This window comes from Pseudovibrio sp. WM33 (assembly GCF_001623165.1).
In the GTDB taxonomy this organism is placed as follows: Bacteria; Pseudomonadota; Alphaproteobacteria; order Rhizobiales; family Stappiaceae; genus Pseudovibrio.
Window position 1 is genome coordinate 13,785 of record NZ_LMCK01000025.1, and the last position, 15,880, is coordinate 29,664.

Genomic DNA, 15,880 nt, shown 5'->3' on the forward strand with positions numbered 1-15,880 from the left:
CGATTGCTATGCAGTGTCAGCCGGACGCTCAAAGGTGCCTTGGGGTGGAAGGATCGCAAGAACAAGCGTTTCGCGATGCTCAAAGCCACAACGCCGATAGATCCGGCCTGCCGGGCCGTCACTGTGAGCTTGTAAGACAGGTATGGTAGCAGGTGCCTGCGCCTTAGCCCAGTCGACACCAGCGGTAACGAGAGCCGCGCATATGCCGCGCTTGCGATGGCTGGGCCGTGTCTCAACTTCCTGAAAACGCGAAACCGCTGCATCGGTATAGATTCCCAGATCTGCAACCAAGAGATCCCCATCAAAAGCGCCAAACCAGTTCGCCAATCCTGCTTTAACCTGGCGGCGACGGCTCTCAAAGCGTCTCCGCGCGTAGTTCCCGAAACTGTCTCGGTCATAGTCCTGATCAACAGCAGTGTCGATTTGGAGCGCGATGACTTGCTCCCAGTCTTCATCAGTCTGAACAGGACGGATATCGATCCCATCAGGCACCGGAGCACGGTTCAAAGGCCCGGTCAGGCTTAGCACATCGATTTGTTCCAACTTGTATCCAAGATCAGATAAAGGCGTATGTGCAGCCCCAATCGTCATGTCAGGCGTATCCCAACCGAACATTGTGTGTGCAGCCTTTGGAAGGTCCTGACGAAACTGCGCAATTTGCTTTTCTGGTTCAACCTTGTCACCCCGGAAGAACACCATGTTGCCAGCCCAGTAATGAGGCTCTTCCGGTATGCGCAAAATGATCCGGTCTGGATGAACCTCAACCTCACTAACGCTCCGTTCCACAAGAAGATCACTGCGTACCCCCAGCGTCTTCGCTATTTCCTGCTCGTTGCCCACACCGCGTCCTTCAAGTCACCCTGCTTTCAATCAGCATGAAGCTATTGAAAATAATCAACGCCCACAAGGGCAACACACCCCATCAAAGCAGAACCAAGCGTCCTGTCACTCATCCGCTATTGTCAAACGTTAGATCAGCAGGGCGAAATATAAAAAAGCCCCGGCGAATACACGCCGAGGCCTCATATTAGTCTAATTCACCACCACTTAAACGAATGCAAAATCATCAGCATGGAGATCAGCTACAGAAATATTCTGCAGGGTGATTGAAGTGTCATCATTCACATAGATAACAGTATCCGCACCAACATCACTTGCCGCAGCAAGGACATCTGCAACGCTATCGAATGTAGCAGCGAACTGGATCACATCCTCAGAACCGGCACCAGCAGTGAAGTCTGTAATGATGTCGTTGCCGAAGTCTGATCTGAAGAAGAATGCATCGTCCCCAGCACCACCTTCAACCACATCATTACCATCACCTGCGATAACGGTATCATCACCAGCTCCAGCGAAGATGGTGTCATCGCCACCGTATCCATGGATCTTGTTGGCATTAGCATCACCAGTTAAGTGGTCGCTATGCTTGTCAGTGCCCATAATGTTTTCGATAGAGACATAAACATCTCCAGCAGCATCACCTGTGTTGTTGGACTGATCTGTCAGATCCACTGTGACAGCAGAGCTGGACCAACGGTAACGGACAGTATCATTGCCTTCACCACCATCGAGATAGTCGGAACCATCGGCATACGCATTCAGCTCATCGTCTCCTGCACCGCCTTCCAGATGGTCGTTACCGGCTTGAGCAAATAAATAGTTGTCATTGTCATCACCGATGAGAACATCGTCATACCAACTACCAATAATGGCATCAATATTGGTAAGTTGATCACCTTCAGCGAAACCACCAGTCATCACGCCTGTATCGAGGTTCACTGACACACCTTCAGTTGAAAGAAGGTAGTTCACAATATTATGGCCCTCTTTACCATCAATTGTGTCCGCACCAGCACTGCCATAAATTTCATCTCTGCCAGTACTACCGATGAAATTATCATCTCCGGCAGTGCCATAATGTTTCGCACGTCCATCTTCTTTAAGTGCGATGTTAGAGAGGGTCGTGCCATCCGCAAACTTAAACTGCATTGATGGAGAGGTATCGAGCGCTCCGTTTCGGATTGTTAGAATATCGGTAATCTCATCGAGCGGTTTATCCGGATTTTCTGGATCAATGAGGTAGATTAAGAGGTCCTGATTTTCAGAACCGCCTGCGACAACTCTAATATGATCCAATGTAATATCTGAGCCAAACTGAACGGTATCATCACCCGAAGTGTCGGTAATAACGTCTTTGTCATAGCCTCTGTCGAAGAAGTAAGCATTGTGCCCGGCACCACCAGACAAAATGTCATCCCCAGTGCCACCATCCAGGTAATCATCACCTTCTCCACCACTTAGGCTGTCATTCCCAGCTTCTCCGTAGAGCCGATCATCGCCTGCAGCAGTTATAATAGTGTCGTTGCCTGCACCGGCTAAAACAAGGTGGTCTTCAGAACTAGTAGTAGTATAGTTCTCATTGCCACTTCCGAGTTGGATATTCATGGCCACAATCCTCGAGTTTTATAAATTTTTATAATTGTGCAGATTGCACGTAATATTTATGCAGCTCATGATTGCGTGTGGCTGACCCAAAGTGAGGTAAGAAATACAAATGCTCGGTCTTGTTGATTCGAAGAAATATTAAAATCCACAATAACTTACAGATAAGTTTCTTTTACAAGGTGCATCGCAGTTTAGGATGTAAAGTTTATTCAAAACGGCTGGAGAGGTTTTCGTCATAACTTTCAGTATGTGGTTACGAAAAAGCCCCGGCACAGTAGTGCCGAGGCTTCGAAGTTAGTGCTATACGCAAAAGTTAAGAGACAAAACTAAAATCATCAGCATGTAAATCAGAAACCTCGACAAACTGCAGAGTGATTGAGTTGTTTTCATCAAGTTGAATGATCGTATCAGAGCCTTCCTCGCGAGCTGCGGATATCACATCCTCGAAGGTCTCAAATACACCATCTGAGAATTGTATAGTGTCGATGAAACCTTGGTTTGCATGAAAATCGATGATTGTATCATTGCCAAAGCTCTCGCCAAAAATGATTGTATCACGGTGATCGCCGCAGGTAATTGTATCGTCTCCAGCACCTCCAGAAATCTGATTATCTCCGTTTACGGCAACAATAACATCATCTCCGCCAAAGCCGTTGATGACGTCATCACCATTCGTGCCCCAAAGGATGTCGGCATTATCACTTGCATTTTTCAGAAGCTTTTCGTGGATGTCTTCCCAGTTCCAGACAGTACCGTCTGCGAACTGAATCTCACCAAAGGCCAGTCGGCCTACTGTTGATGAGAATGCGTCCACAATCAGTAGCGAACCTCCGTCTTTGAAGTGATACTGAAGGTCAGAAGAGCTACTGTTTCCAGCGGAGCGTTCAATGCTGACATCATCTGGAGTGATTCCTTCACCAAATACGATCTTGCTTTCTGCAGTCCATAAGTGCTTGGTATGGATGATGTCTTTCCCGTCACCCAAGCCATAATGGAACACAACTTCACCACCAGAGTAATGAAGAGTATCGTTGCCACTTCCACCTTCAATAGTTGTAATGACGTCGCTTGTAGGAGTAGCCAGGCTGTAGAAACTATCGTTTCCATTACCTCCAAGGAGTGTGTTGTTTCCTAGTGTACTACCGGACATGACATCATCACCATTTCCTCCTTCAAGAATGTTATCACCTGTGCCGCCGCCTAGTAGATCGTCCCCGTCTCCACCATACAAGTGATCATTGCCGTTACCTCCATAGAGTTCGTCGTTCCCGTCTCCACCAAACATCTGGTCGTCACCATCACCGCCGTGCAGCTTGTCGTCGCCCGCTTCACCGTAAATGTGGTCATTTCCTGCATCACCACTCAGGACGTCACTTCCATCTCCTCCTTTGATGGTGTCATTTCCATCGCCGCCAAAGATGAAGTCTCTGCCGTTCCCACCGTCGACAACATCATCACCTGCAAGGCTCTTGATAATGTCACCGTCAACAGTACCCGTTATCGTATCATTCCCAGCTCTGGCTCCATGATCAAAGGCGTGAGCTGCTGCGCTGTCGATGAGCTTTTGATTGATGTCTTCCCAGGTCCAGACCGTTCCATCGGAAAAGTGAACTTCGTTGAATAACATCTTTTTACCTGAAGGGAAGAAGCCATCATCCAGACGTAACGTACCACCGTCTGCAAAGGTAAACTCAAGTGAACCACTCACGAGAACTTCGTCAGGAGTGATGGCTGCGTTAAAGATAAGTTTATTGGATGGACGACCTGCCTTGCCATTTGCATGAATAATATCGTGACCATCCCCAAGACCATAGTGAACTGTGATATCGCCACCGTAGTAGTGAAGGATATCATCGTCCTTTCCACCTTCAATGTGAGATGCGCCATGGAAGACATAGAGGGTGTCGTTTCCACTGCCGCCTAGCAGCTGAATTGCATGCGGCGTACCGGCATGGAGAGTGTCATTGCCATTCCCACCATCAAGGATATCATCGCCTCCAAAACCTGCCTCAAGCAAATCATCACCATCTCCGCCTTTGAGGATATCATTTCCCTCTCCGCCAATCAGGTGGTCATCACCGTCTTCGCCATAAATGGTGTCATTCCCGCCGAGTCCCCTGATCACATCATCACCAGTGGTACCACCTAAGAGGTCGTCCCCGTCACTCACATTCTCAAGCAGCTTCTGGTTGATGTTCTCCCAGGTCCACACAGTGCCATCAGCAAACTCAATCTCTCCAAGGATGAACCGCAAGCTGTGAGGGTCCATCACTCCGCTGAGGAGCAGAGTTCCGCCGTCTTTAAAGGTGAGTATGATGTTGTTCGGATTAGATGATGTTCTTGCAACCGTGACTTCATCAGGCAAGACGTCAGGACCCAAAATTATTTTGTTATTTTTGTCTTTAAAATCTTCAGGCTCCCAAAACTCTACTAAATCATCGCCATCGCCCAAGTTGTAATGGATGGTGACTTCAGCACCCCGTGTCACATAGGTTGTGTCGTTGTCTGCTCCACCTGTTATTATTGCAGTGTCGCGATAGACCCATGTAGTATCATCACCGGCTCCTCCTGCAACAATCGAAGTGCCGTGGTAGGCATGTATAGTATCGTTGCCATCTCCTCCAATAACCTGATTTTCTCCTTCAGTCCCGCTGTTGATGGTGTCGTCGCCTTCTCCGCCATCAAGAATATTGTTGCCTTGAACTGCAGTGAGCCTGTCGTTGCCAGCACCTCCTTCAAGGTGATTATCTCCGTCGTTGTCTTTGAGAGTGTCGTTTCCTTCGCCACCTATGAGGTGATCATTTCCCAAGAGACCTTCGATCCTGTCATCGCCGCCAAAGCCATAAATAACGTCATCACCCAAAGTACCCGCGAGCACGTCATCGTCACCACTTGCATTTTCAAAGCAGAACCGATTGATGTCTTCCCAGTTCCAGACCGTGCCATCTGCGAAATGAAATTCACTGAACGTGTACGCGGTAGGATAAATGTAAAAGGCGTTTTTGATGAGCAACGTGCCGCCATCTTTAAACGTTAGAAGCAGATCAAGGTCGTCACGAAGATATCCTTGTTGGTCTATGCCTTCGCCCACTTGTGTTACAGTGATTTCGTTGGGTGAGATACCAGCACCAAATACAACTTTTTCATTGTTTATCGTCGCATCCTCTGAATGATTGACATGAATGATGTCGTTGCCATCGCCAAGGTCATATCGGAAGGTGGTGATACCATTACCATAATAGAACTCATCATCACCGGTGCCGCCTTCTAGCGTATCATTTCCATTCCCTGCTTTCAGGATGTCATTGCCGGCACCGCCAATGAGGGTATCGTCACCATCACCACCGTCTAGCAGGTCATTGCCAGTTCTACCTTTCAATGTGTCATTGCCAGCTTGCCCGTAGAGACTGTCGTCACCTGCGCCAGTTTCAATGCTATCATCACCTCCACCAGCGTGAATGATATGGTCGTTTAAGGCATTGGTAGAGAAGTTGTCGACGCTGTCTGGAAATGTAAGTCGGGTAGCAGGCTCACCTTCGCCAGTACTGTCTGCAAGCTTCTCGTTGATAGCTTCCCAGTTCCAAACAGTGCCATTAGAGAACTCAATTTCACCAAAGGAAAAGCGGTTGGTTGTCTGGTCAAAAGCATTTCCAATCCGGAGTGTTCCACCGTCCTTGAAAGTGAGCAGCACCTGTGTTGTAGAGCCAACTGGATGTGAAACTGTGACTTCATCGGGAGAGATATCTTCGCCAAGTATCAGCTTGTGATTGCCCTTAAAATCACTAGCTCTGATCGGTGCAATGACGTCATTGCCGTCACCCAGGTTGTAGCGGACAGTAAGGTCTGTTCCTGAAAAGGAAACTGTGTCGTCACCAGTGCCACCAGTTACATCGGCAGTTCCCCACATAACTTGTATAGTATCATCACCGCTACCACCGAGGACTACATTCCCGTCACCGCTCGCACTGACGATTACATCGTTCCCAGCTCCTCCATCAAGAATATCGCTGCCTATTCGGCCGAAAAGTTCATCGTTGCCATCACCGCCTTCAACGAGATCATCACCTTCTCCACCTTGAAGCTTATCGTTGCCTTCACCGCCAATTATATGGTCATCTCCAGCAAGACCATCAATGTCATCATCGCCGCCAAGGCCATTGATGGTGTCATCACTCAGAGTACCATCAAGAATATCTTCTCCATCACTTGCCTTTTCGAAACGCATTTGTTGAAGCTCTCCCAGTTCCAGACAGTGCCGTCTGAAAAGTGGAACTCGCCAAAAGTGAGGGGATTAGCCCCCAAAAAGAATGCATCTTTTATAAGTATGCTGCCGCCATCTTTGAATGTCAGCAGGAGGTCAAGATCATTGCGTTCGGTGCCATATTTATCTGTGCCTTCTCCCTGGCGAGTTACCGTGATCTCATCAGGGGAGATGCCTGGGCCAAAGACGATTTTGTCATTGTAGGAAGAATCTACATCGTGGTTGACATGAATGGTGTCGTTGCCATCACCAAGGTCATAGCAGAAGGTGGTGACGCCTTCACCATAATGGAACTCATCGTCTCCGGCTCCGCCTTCAAGGATATCAATTCCGTTACCGGCTTTGAGGATATCATTGCCCTTGCCACCGAGCAGAGTGTCATTACCGTCGCCACCGTCCAGGGTGTCATTGCCACCGTAACCCCAAAGTTTGTTATTATCGGCATCGCCTGTGATGTGGTCATCGTAACTGTTGCTGCCCATAACGTTTTCAATGGAGACAAGGGTATCTCCGTCCGCATCACCTTCATTCTTTGTCTGATCAACGAGATTTACTGTGACAGCGGACTTGGACCAGCGATAGCGAACTGTATCGTTGCCTGTGCCTCCATCGAGATAATTGTCTCCAGAGCCATAAGCGTTGAGCCAATCATCGCCAGCTCCGCCTTCCAGATGATCGTCACCGTCAAGAGCATAGAGACCGTTATTGCTGTCATCGCCAATAATCACGTCATCATGATTTGATCCGAAAACTGTTTTGATGTTCGAAAGCTGATCGCCTTCCGCGTCACCACCAGACATTGCTCCTGTGTCCAGATTCACAGATACGCCTTCTGTGGAATTGCTGTACCGGATGACATTGTTACCGCCGCCACCGTCAATTATATCAGCACCGGCACTGCCATAGATTTCTTCGCCAGCAGACGTGCCATTAAAGATATCGTTTCCATCTGTGCCGTAGTACTTGACATAACCACTGCTTGAAACCGTCAGGTTGGAGAAAACCGTCCCATCAGCAAATTCAAATCGTTCGATGCCGTGATCACCAGCAATCCAATTATCAAAGTAAAAAACGTCAGCAATCTCATTAAGCGGCTGGTTCGGGTTAGCCGGGTCGATCAGATAGAATACCAGATCGCCACCTTCGAGGCGGATTTTGAAATCGCTTAGTGTGAGGTCACCATCAAAACGAATGGTAGTGATTCCAGGCGCTCCTCCAAAATAGTCGATGCCTATTCCACGCTTGAAACCGTAGCTGTTATCGCCTTCAAGAGGCATTTTATCTGCAGTCATCTGTTTTCCTCGAATTTCATAAATATTTTAATATATGCATTGAGCACATATAATAAATACACTTCAAGGTTGTGTCTAGGTGACTCAGAGAAATCGCTAAATTTACATAAATTAGATGGATAAGTATTTTGAAGTTACTGCAGGTATGTCATAGATACATAAACGCGCAGAAATCTCACAAGTAACGCAAATCAACGCAATAAAAAACGCACCCCGAGTAGAGGTGCGTTCAAAAATTTTTCTCAGTGGTTTTAGTCTTAGCCTGCGACTTTTTGTGCCAGAGGCTCAAACAACGGGTTTGCTGTGTGGAACACATACTCCAGCGGCGTCACAGTCACCATTTGTGCTCCTTCTTCGCGCAGCATGTCTGCACATTCAGGCACTCTGGCAGCAGGGCAATGCAGGACTAAAGAAGAACCTTCAATGCCAAACGGGGCAACACAGCCAAGAGCAGCAACCTTCTCCAGTACACCTGCAGGATTTGCGACAACAGTACGCATCTCTTTGAAATTGTGAGCGTTATCCTGCGCCGTGATCCGGTCCAGCATCAAGCGGGCGGCCTGCAAAGCACTCTCATTCCAGTTGGCTGTTCTGGACGCCACCAGGTGTGCCTGAGACCTGGCGATCACACCATCCTCAGGGATCTTCAGATTGTTGGCTTTCAGCGTAGAACCAGTCGAGGTGATGTCCACCACCAACTCAGCAGAACCAGCAGCAGGTGCACCTTCAGTCGCGCCAGCACTCTCAACAATGCGGTAATCCGCAATGCCTTTTTCTGCAAAGAACTGCCGAGTATAGTTCACATACTTAGTCGCAATGCGCAGGCGACGACCATGCCGCGCCCGAAAATCTGAAGCAACGTCAGCAAGATCGGACATAGTGGACACATCAATCCACGCCGTTGGAACCGCAATCACAACGTCCGCATGGCCAAAGCCAAGAGCGGTGATGATATGCGTCTTCTCCTCGGGGCGGTCGATGTTCTCGTTGACTAGATCCGTTCCGGTGATACCGAAGTGAACAGTACCAGCCGCAATCTCACGCGCGATCTCAGAGGCAGAAAGGAACGCGATTTCAACGCCGTCCACGCCCTTTAAGGTTCCACGGTAATTGCGATCACCACCCGGACGCTTCACCTTCAAACCGGCACGCGCAAAGAATGCATGGGTCATTTCCTGAAGGCGGCCTTTGGACGGTATCGCAAGAATAAGATTAGAGCTCATCAGCTTGCTCCCTCAAAAGCGCGGTCCAGCCAGATTGTAAAGCCAACAGCAGGAACAGTACTTGGCGCACCAAGACGTTCCACCAGCTTGTTGTAGCGACCACCACCGATCACTTGTCCAAGATGCTCACTGGATTCATGATGAATTTCAAAGACAAAGTCGGTGTAGTAATCGAGACGGCGACCAAAATCACCGGAGTACTCCAGCTTTGAAATATCAATACCACGCGCTGCCATCAGGTCGGTACGCTTCGCCAAACGCTCAATGGAAGCATCCAGATTAAGCCCGGTCTCTTTGGCGAACCCATGCAAGGTCTCAACCGCTTTCGCAGGTGGAGGACCAGACACGTTGAGATACTCACTCAATCGCGAGATCACATCCTTGTCCACGCCTGATCCAGCAGAAAGGGCGGCTTGCTCCATGAAGCGCTCAGCAATTTCGTGAGCTGTACGTCCACCAACAGCAGAAATGCCCGCAAGTGAAAGCACATCTTCAACAACAGCCACAGCTGCTTCTGGGTCCCGACCCTCAAGAGCAGCAAGAAAGCCCAGCTTCGCATCTGGTTTGGCCTCAACACCACTCATTCGGGTGATAACCTGATCCAGCCGGTCACGCTCACCAAACACATCACGCAGACGACGCTGCCAAACCTTTGGAATCTCAAGAGCTTGCAGAACAGCTGTAAACAGGCCTTCATCACCCACTCGAATGCGAGGGGAGGACAAGCCAAGCTTATCAGCAGTCTCTAGAGCAAGCGCCAGCATATCCGCATCAGCTTGTTCTTCATCCTCGCGGCCAATGGATTCAACACCGGCCTGCATGGTTTCACCCAGTTGCCCAGGTCGATGTCGGAAAACTTGCCCAACATAGGAGAATGCCGCAGTACGACCCGCGATACCTGTTTCCAGATAATGTCGGGCAATCGGAATAGTAAAATCTGGACGCAAGCAAAGCTCTTGTCCATCTTCTCCTGTCGTCAGGAAAAGGCGCCGCCGGAGATCTTCACCAGCCAGATCTAAAAAGATATCGGCTGGCTGTAAGATTGGCGGGGTTGCCTCTTCATAACCTGCATCCCGAAAAAGCTGGCTCAAAGCCACGCTGCGGTTATCCCCCAATGTCATATTAGTTCTCGCTTTGGTTTTTGCGATCGTCTTCCTGTGCGGCCAGAAGCTTTTTCACTTCTGCAACAAGATCATCCCGTTTCACAGCAAACTGTGCAGGACGGCTCTCACGCCAGGTTTTGTTATCTTCAATCTCGGCAGAAAGGCGTTTGCCTTCAATGAGATCTTTGATTTGAATTTCGCCTTCTTCACGCTCTTGCGAGCCTTGAATGATGGCACAAGGTGAGTTGCGGCGGTCAGCGTACTGAAGCTGCTTGCCAAACTGCTTTGGGTTGCCCTGATACATTTCTGAGCGGATACCAGCAGTGCGAAGCTCCTGAACCATGGCTTGGTAATGTGCAAGGGAGTCAACGTCCTTGTCCATCACACATACAACCACTGGGCCTGCAACTTCTTCCTGCCCAAGCTTGCCGAGCATAGTGAGTGCTGACATCAGACGGGAAACACCAACAGAGAAGCCGGTAGAAGGCACAGGCTGGCTCATGAAGCGGGAAACGAGGCCGTCGTAACGGCCGCCACCACCAACAGAGCCAAAGCGCACAGGGCGGCCTTTATCGTCTTTCACTTCAAAGGTCAGCTCAGCTTCATAAACAGGGCCGGTGTAGTATTCCAGACCGCGCACAACGGATGGATCAATCAGAACACGGCCATCAGTGTAGCCTGCTGCATCAAACAGCTTGCCCATGGTTGCCAGTTCTTCAACGCCTTCCGCACCAGTTTTGCTGTCTGCGATCAAACCACGAAGGTTCTCAATGGTCTGGTCGGTGGTCTCACCACCAGCTTCCACAAAGGCAAGAACCTTTTCCGCTTCAGCTTCACCAAGTCCAGCACCCTTGGTAAAGTCGCCGGAAGCATCTTTACGGCCTTCACCCAAAAGCAGCTTAACGCCTTCAACACCAAGACGATCCAGTTTATCGACAGCGCGTAGAACGGTCAGACGGGTATCAGCGTGTTCGTCACCGGAAAGGCCGATCACTTCCATCACACCGTCCAAAACCTTGCGGTTGTTCACGCGGATCACGTAGTCACCACGAGCAATGCCGAGGCGCTCCATCGTGTCGGACGCCATCATGCAGATTTCAGCATCAGCAGGGACAGAAGGCGCACCAATCGTATCCGCATCAAACTGCATGAACTGGCGGAAACGACCCGGTCCTGGCTTCTCATTCCGGAATACATAACCAGCGCGGTAGCTGCGGTAAGGCTTTGGCAGGCTTTCGAAATTCTCGGCCACATGACGGGCGAGGGGCGCGGTCAGATCGTACCGCAGGCTCATCCATTGCTCGTCATCATCTTGTAGCGAAAACACACCAGCGTTCGGACGGTCCTGATCTGGCAAGAACTTGCCAAGCGCATCAGTGTACTCGAACATTGGAGTTTCCACGGGCTCAAAGCCGTAAAGCTCATAAGTCTGCTTGATAACGGAGAGCATCTGCTCCATCGCCTGCAGTTCAGCTGGACCGCGATCTACAAATCCACGCGGTAAACGAGCTTTGAGCTTGGCACTTTTCTTTTTTGCCATGAGGCCGTCTCATCCATGAAATAAAAGGGTTGTTGCAAACGCTTCCCGCAATAAGTCCCCAGAACGCACCAAGGGAAGCATGCTGTTGTCTGTCTCCTAGCCCATTGAGCAGGGGAGGGCAAGGCGCGAAGCGGGTGCAATCCGGCGCAAATTTCCCAATCAATACTTGCAATAGCGTCAAGAGAAGCTAAGGTCGCCCCAAAAAAATGGAAGGACCATTCCCTTACGCATGCAAAGGAAGGTCTGCACACTGGAGAAATCATGGTGTCAAACACCAACTACGAACCAACTGAAATCAGCAAATCCGAAGGTCGCGTTACAGGTCCGGCAGAGTTAACTGTTGTATTGCCGACTTATAACGAAAGCAAAAACGTTCCCATCGTGGTTGAGCTGCTGGATAAAGCGCTCGCTGGTGTAGCTTGGGAAGTTATTGTTGTTGATGATAATTCTCCAGATGGAACCTCTAAAGTCACTGCTGACATTGCGCAGCAAGACCCTCGTGTTCGCATTGTTCAGCGTATTGGTCGTCGTGGTTTGTCCGGCGCATGCATTGAAGGCATGCTGGCCTCCAGCTCCAAATTTGTAGCTGTGATGGATGCTGACCTTCAGCACGATGAGAGCCTGTTGCCCAAGATGCTCGAAGCACTTCGTTCTGAAAGCTACGACATATGCGTTGCTTCCCGCCATGTGGAAGGTGGAGATGTTGGGACAGGTCTTTCTTCAATCCGTGCATGGGGCTCCAACCTTGCCAACAATCTGGCACGTAAGTTCCTTAAAGTAGAACTATCCGATCCAATGAGCGGTTTCTTTATGCTGCGTCGTGACAGGTTTGTTGAGCTGGCTCCGCGTTTGTCTTCTCAAGGCTTCAAAATCATGCTCGATATTGTCGCCAGCGGAAAAGGCGCTCTGCGTGTGAAAGAACTACCTTTCGTTTTTCGTGAGCGTCAGCATGGTGAAAGTAAGTTAGATACACTGGTGACCATGGATTACCTCGGTCTGCTGGTTTCCAAAATCTTCGATGATAAGATTTCAGTCCGTTTTCTTATGTACTCCATGGTCGGTGGAACAGGTGTCGTCGTTCACCTTATCGCACTGAAGATCTTCCTTGCCGCCTTCGGCATGCCATTTGGCCTCTCTCAGTTGGTTGCGACCTTTGTGGCCATGTCCTCGAACTTTTTCCTCAACAACCGCCTGACCTATCGCGACCGTCGTTTGACAGGGCTTGCATGGGTCAAAGGTCTGCTCACATTCTATGTGATCTGTAGCTTTGGTATTTTGGCAAATGTTGGTGTGGCAGAGTTGATCTACACGAACAAACCAATCTGGTGGTTTGCTGGTGCTGCTGGTGCCGTTATGGGCGCGGTTTGGAACTACGTCGTTTCCAACGCTCTGACATGGCGCAAAGGCTAAAGCGTTTCTTCGAATAGTGAGAGCCGCTTTTCAGAAGAAGAAACGCAGAAAACCAAAGTTAAAGCACTTTGAGGAAAGCATTTAAATGCAGGACAATCCCGCAGGAAAGCCGCTGAGCTTTTGGTTGCGCCCGACCAATCTGATCCTGATTGTAGCCGTGCTGTCTTTGGCACGGCTGGCAACTGGTATGAATGTCGATCTGGTTGAGGATGAAGCCTACTATCGTTTGTGGGGGCTGTATCCTGCATTGGGTTATTACGACCACCCGCCAATGGTCGCTTATTGGATCTGGCTTGGTCAATCCTTGTTCGGTGACACGGCTCTTGGCGTTCGCTTCATCAGTATCCTGTCTGCTGCAATTGGTTCCCTCGCGCTCTGGCGAACTGCAAAAATTCTATATGACGCCCATGTCGCTGGCTGGACAGTCCTGTTCTTCAACGCAAGTTTGCTGATTGGTGTCGGCTCTTTGTTAGCAACACCTGATGCTCCCTCTGTTTTCTTCTGGGGCCTGGCTTTGTGGGCCATGGCAGAGCTGACGGTATCCAAAAATGCGAACTGGTGGATTCTGGCTGGCATCTTCGCGGGATTAGGCCTTCTTTCAAAATACTCCGTGCTGTTCTTGGGGGTAGGGATTATTCTCTGGCTGGTGTGGGTGCCGGAGAACCGTAGATACTTCCTATCCTGGCAGTTGTGGCTCGGCGGTGCGCTGGCAATCGCGATCTTCTCTCCTGTACTCTACTGGAACTCACAGCATGAGTGGATTTCTTTCGTAAAGCAGTTTGGGCGTTCTGTACCAGAAGGGTATTCCGTTAAATACATAGGCGAGTTCATCGGCGCCGTCGCAGGCCTACTGAACCCACTCGTCTTCATTATTGCGATGGTTGGTGCATGGCGCGTCATTCGCAAAATGATAAGGCAAGACAATACGGCCAGCCTGCTGGTTTTGACTGTCCTGCCGTTCCTGGTCTATCTGACTTTCCATTCACTCCATTCGCGTGTTCAGGGCAACTGGCCAGCTCCGATGTACCCGACGATGGCCCTGTTCGCTGGTATTGCAGCAGCTTATCCGCCTGCTAATGTTGGCCGCTGGTTCAAAGTGCTTGCCCCGACTGCGGTCGGTCTGGGTGTCGTTGTAGCTGGCTTGGTTTATATCCACGCCTACACTCCGCTCAACACATCTTTGGGCCGCAAAGATCCAACGCACCAGATGCGCGGCTGGCAAGACATTGGCGATGAATTGACCGAGTTGGCAGACGCGAATGACATCAATTGGATTGGCACAACCAGCTATGGTTTGACGGGCCAAATGTCGAATGCGCTCAAGAAGACAGACCTCAAAGTCTATGGGATTCCTGAGCGAATGCGCTATGCAATGATTCCCGATAATCTCCAAAATCCCGAAAATAGTGACATGCTGTACGTCACCGAGGAAAGAAGAGACCGCTCTCAAAAGCTGAAAGCCAACTTCAATCAGGTTGAGCTGCTAAAGACCATCCCCCGAGAGAATAAGGGATTATTCGGAAAAACAGCTATTGAAAATGTACGGGTCTACCGATTATCAGACCCCAAACAGCCCCTGAAATCCAACTGAAACAGCTGAGATTCCGTTGCGTTAAATTTGCAGGCTTTGTTAAATGTACTCCTGAACCTTTTGGATTGGGAGATCCGCGCGATGAAGCGCATCCTCTTGACGAGTCTCGAATTTGGGCAAAGCTACGGTGTTGACCGAGCGATCTGCGATCTTATCATCGCAGGTCGGCTTTCTGCCGTAGGCTGTGTTGTCACTGGCAAGATGTGGTCGAGGGAGTTCTACCAGCTTCGTGACGTGGTTGCCTGGGCCGAACATGAAACCATGGTCGGCCTGACAGTCACACTGACAAAACCCGCCGGACCACTCACTGATTTTGGTCGGACGGTATTCGGAGAGACGTTCCCCGCGCCGTGGTGGTACGCAATGCGCAGCCCGATGAAGATGCTGCCGGAAGAGGCGATCGCCGCTGAGATCGCCGCTCAGGTGGATCTGTTCGAAGAAGTCTATGCTCGTCCGCCAGCCTTTGTTGCCATTCAGGGAAACCTCGCAAAGCATCCTGCTGTGCATTCAGCGCTCATCACGGTGCTTAGCATGATGACAGGACGAGAGCCTGCACTGGTATTGCCTGCTGGTGTTAGTCGATCGAGCAATTCCATTTCCAAGCGCGCAACCAAAGCCGGATTAGAAACTATATTCTCAGGTCCAGATCTGCCAATGGCAGATGAGGACACGGATCTGCGAGATTTCTTCTGGCACGGAATCAATGAGGCGCAGGATTCGGCGATGGTCCTATGTCGGCCATCCTATCCTGAAGAGCAGGCCCAACCCGTCAAAAAGAAAAACGTGCGCCAGAGCTCATCTCGTGAGAACCAGCTGAAGTTCCTGATAAGTGAGGAATTTCCGTTTCTTTTGATGGAAAAAGATATCTTCTTGTTCTAAGAACGATCTCTTCCTGCGGTTGAAGAGATCGTTCCTTTTGAATTTGCCATAAACGTTGGGGTATTTATGAACACCCCTAATTTGCCTAAAACTAAAGAATATCTCTGTGACTCCGGTCACAAAATGGCCGCATGAT

The 15,880-nt window shown here is 49.8% G+C and carries 10 protein-coding genes; 3 read left to right on the forward strand and 7 right to left on the reverse strand.

Going from position 1 to position 15,880, the window contains the following annotated elements; all coding sequences use genetic code 11:
• Window positions 1-6 precede the first annotated feature (6 nt).
• The 7 genes from PsWM33_RS06660 to hisS form a co-directional block, all read right to left on the reverse strand.
• Window positions 7-840: a GNAT family N-acetyltransferase gene (locus PsWM33_RS06660; protein WP_208994424.1), complete on the reverse strand. Its 834-nt coding sequence runs from the start codon at window positions 838-840 to the stop codon at window positions 7-9.
• A 207-nt stretch (window positions 841-1,047) separates the two neighbouring features.
• Window positions 1,048-2,445, reverse strand: a complete 1,398-nt coding sequence (locus tag PsWM33_RS28625; RefSeq protein WP_063299637.1) for a calcium-binding protein — start codon at window positions 2,443-2,445, stop codon at window positions 1,048-1,050.
• A 313-nt stretch (window positions 2,446-2,758) separates the two neighbouring features.
• Entirely contained in the window at window positions 2,759-6,670 is a 3,912-nt protein-coding gene (locus PsWM33_RS28630; protein ID WP_063299638.1) for a calcium-binding protein, read from the reverse strand.
• Window positions 6,619-7,998, reverse strand: a complete 1,380-nt coding sequence (locus PsWM33_RS28635) for a calcium-binding protein (RefSeq protein WP_082826902.1) — start codon at window positions 7,996-7,998, stop codon at window positions 6,619-6,621. Before PsWM33_RS28635 ends, PsWM33_RS28630 begins: the two co-directional genes overlap by 52 nt.
• A gap of 257 nt (window positions 7,999-8,255) precedes the next feature.
• Window positions 8,256-9,221: an ATP phosphoribosyltransferase gene (gene hisG / locus PsWM33_RS06680; RefSeq protein ID WP_063299639.1), complete on the reverse strand. Its 966-nt coding sequence runs from the start codon at window positions 9,219-9,221 to the stop codon at window positions 8,256-8,258.
• On the reverse strand, window positions 9,221-10,318 hold the full coding sequence (locus tag PsWM33_RS06685) for an ATP phosphoribosyltransferase regulatory subunit (protein ID WP_063295590.1): 1,098 nt from the start codon (window positions 10,316-10,318) through the stop codon (window positions 9,221-9,223). The genes hisG and PsWM33_RS06685 overlap by 1 nt, the downstream gene beginning before the upstream one ends.
• 25 nt (window positions 10,319-10,343) lie before the next feature.
• Window positions 10,344-11,864, reverse strand: coding sequence for a histidine--tRNA ligase (gene hisS / locus PsWM33_RS06690; protein WP_063299640.1), 1,521 nt, complete (start codon window positions 11,862-11,864; stop codon window positions 10,344-10,346).
• 261 nt (window positions 11,865-12,125) lie between these two features.
• Between hisS and PsWM33_RS06695 the strand changes: the two genes are divergently transcribed.
• From PsWM33_RS06695 to PsWM33_RS06705, 3 genes are all read left to right on the forward strand, one after another.
• Window positions 12,126-13,274, forward strand: coding sequence for a glycosyltransferase (locus PsWM33_RS06695; RefSeq protein ID WP_063299641.1), 1,149 nt, complete (start codon window positions 12,126-12,128; stop codon window positions 13,272-13,274).
• 85 nt (window positions 13,275-13,359) lie between these two features.
• Window positions 13,360-14,865, forward strand: a complete 1,506-nt coding sequence (locus PsWM33_RS06700) for an ArnT family glycosyltransferase (RefSeq protein WP_063299642.1) — start codon at window positions 13,360-13,362, stop codon at window positions 14,863-14,865.
• 81 nt (window positions 14,866-14,946) lie between these two features.
• Entirely contained in the window at window positions 14,947-15,744 is a 798-nt protein-coding gene (locus PsWM33_RS06705; RefSeq protein WP_208981724.1) for a ChbG/HpnK family deacetylase, read from the forward strand.
• The last annotated feature ends 136 nt before the right edge of the window (window positions 15,745-15,880 follow it).

What these genes read in the sequence shown, in the direction of transcription:
- PsWM33_RS28625 (WP_063299637.1), bottom strand. Translation starts at nt 2,445, where the DNA reads ATGAATATCCAACTCGGAAGTGGCAATGAGAACTATACTACTACTAGT.
- PsWM33_RS28630 (WP_063299638.1), bottom strand. Translation starts at nt 6,670, where the DNA reads ATGCGTTTCGAAAAGGCAAGTGATGGAGAAGATATTCTTGATGGTACT.
- PsWM33_RS28635 (WP_082826902.1), bottom strand. Translation starts at nt 7,998, where the DNA reads ATGACTGCAGATAAAATGCCTCTTGAAGGCGATAACAGCTACGGTTTC.
- hisG (WP_063299639.1), bottom strand. Translation starts at nt 9,221, where the DNA reads ATGAGCTCTAATCTTATTCTTGCGATACCGTCCAAAGGCCGCCTTCAG.
- hisS (WP_063299640.1), bottom strand. Translation starts at nt 11,864, where the DNA reads ATGGCAAAAAAGAAAAGTGCCAAGCTCAAAGCTCGTTTACCGCGTGGA.
- PsWM33_RS06695 (WP_063299641.1), top strand. Translation starts at nt 12,126, where the DNA reads ATGGTGTCAAACACCAACTACGAACCAACTGAAATCAGCAAATCCGAA.
- PsWM33_RS06700 (WP_063299642.1), top strand. Translation starts at nt 13,360, where the DNA reads ATGCAGGACAATCCCGCAGGAAAGCCGCTGAGCTTTTGGTTGCGCCCG.
- PsWM33_RS06705 (WP_208981724.1), top strand. Translation starts at nt 14,947, where the DNA reads ATGAAGCGCATCCTCTTGACGAGTCTCGAATTTGGGCAAAGCTACGGT.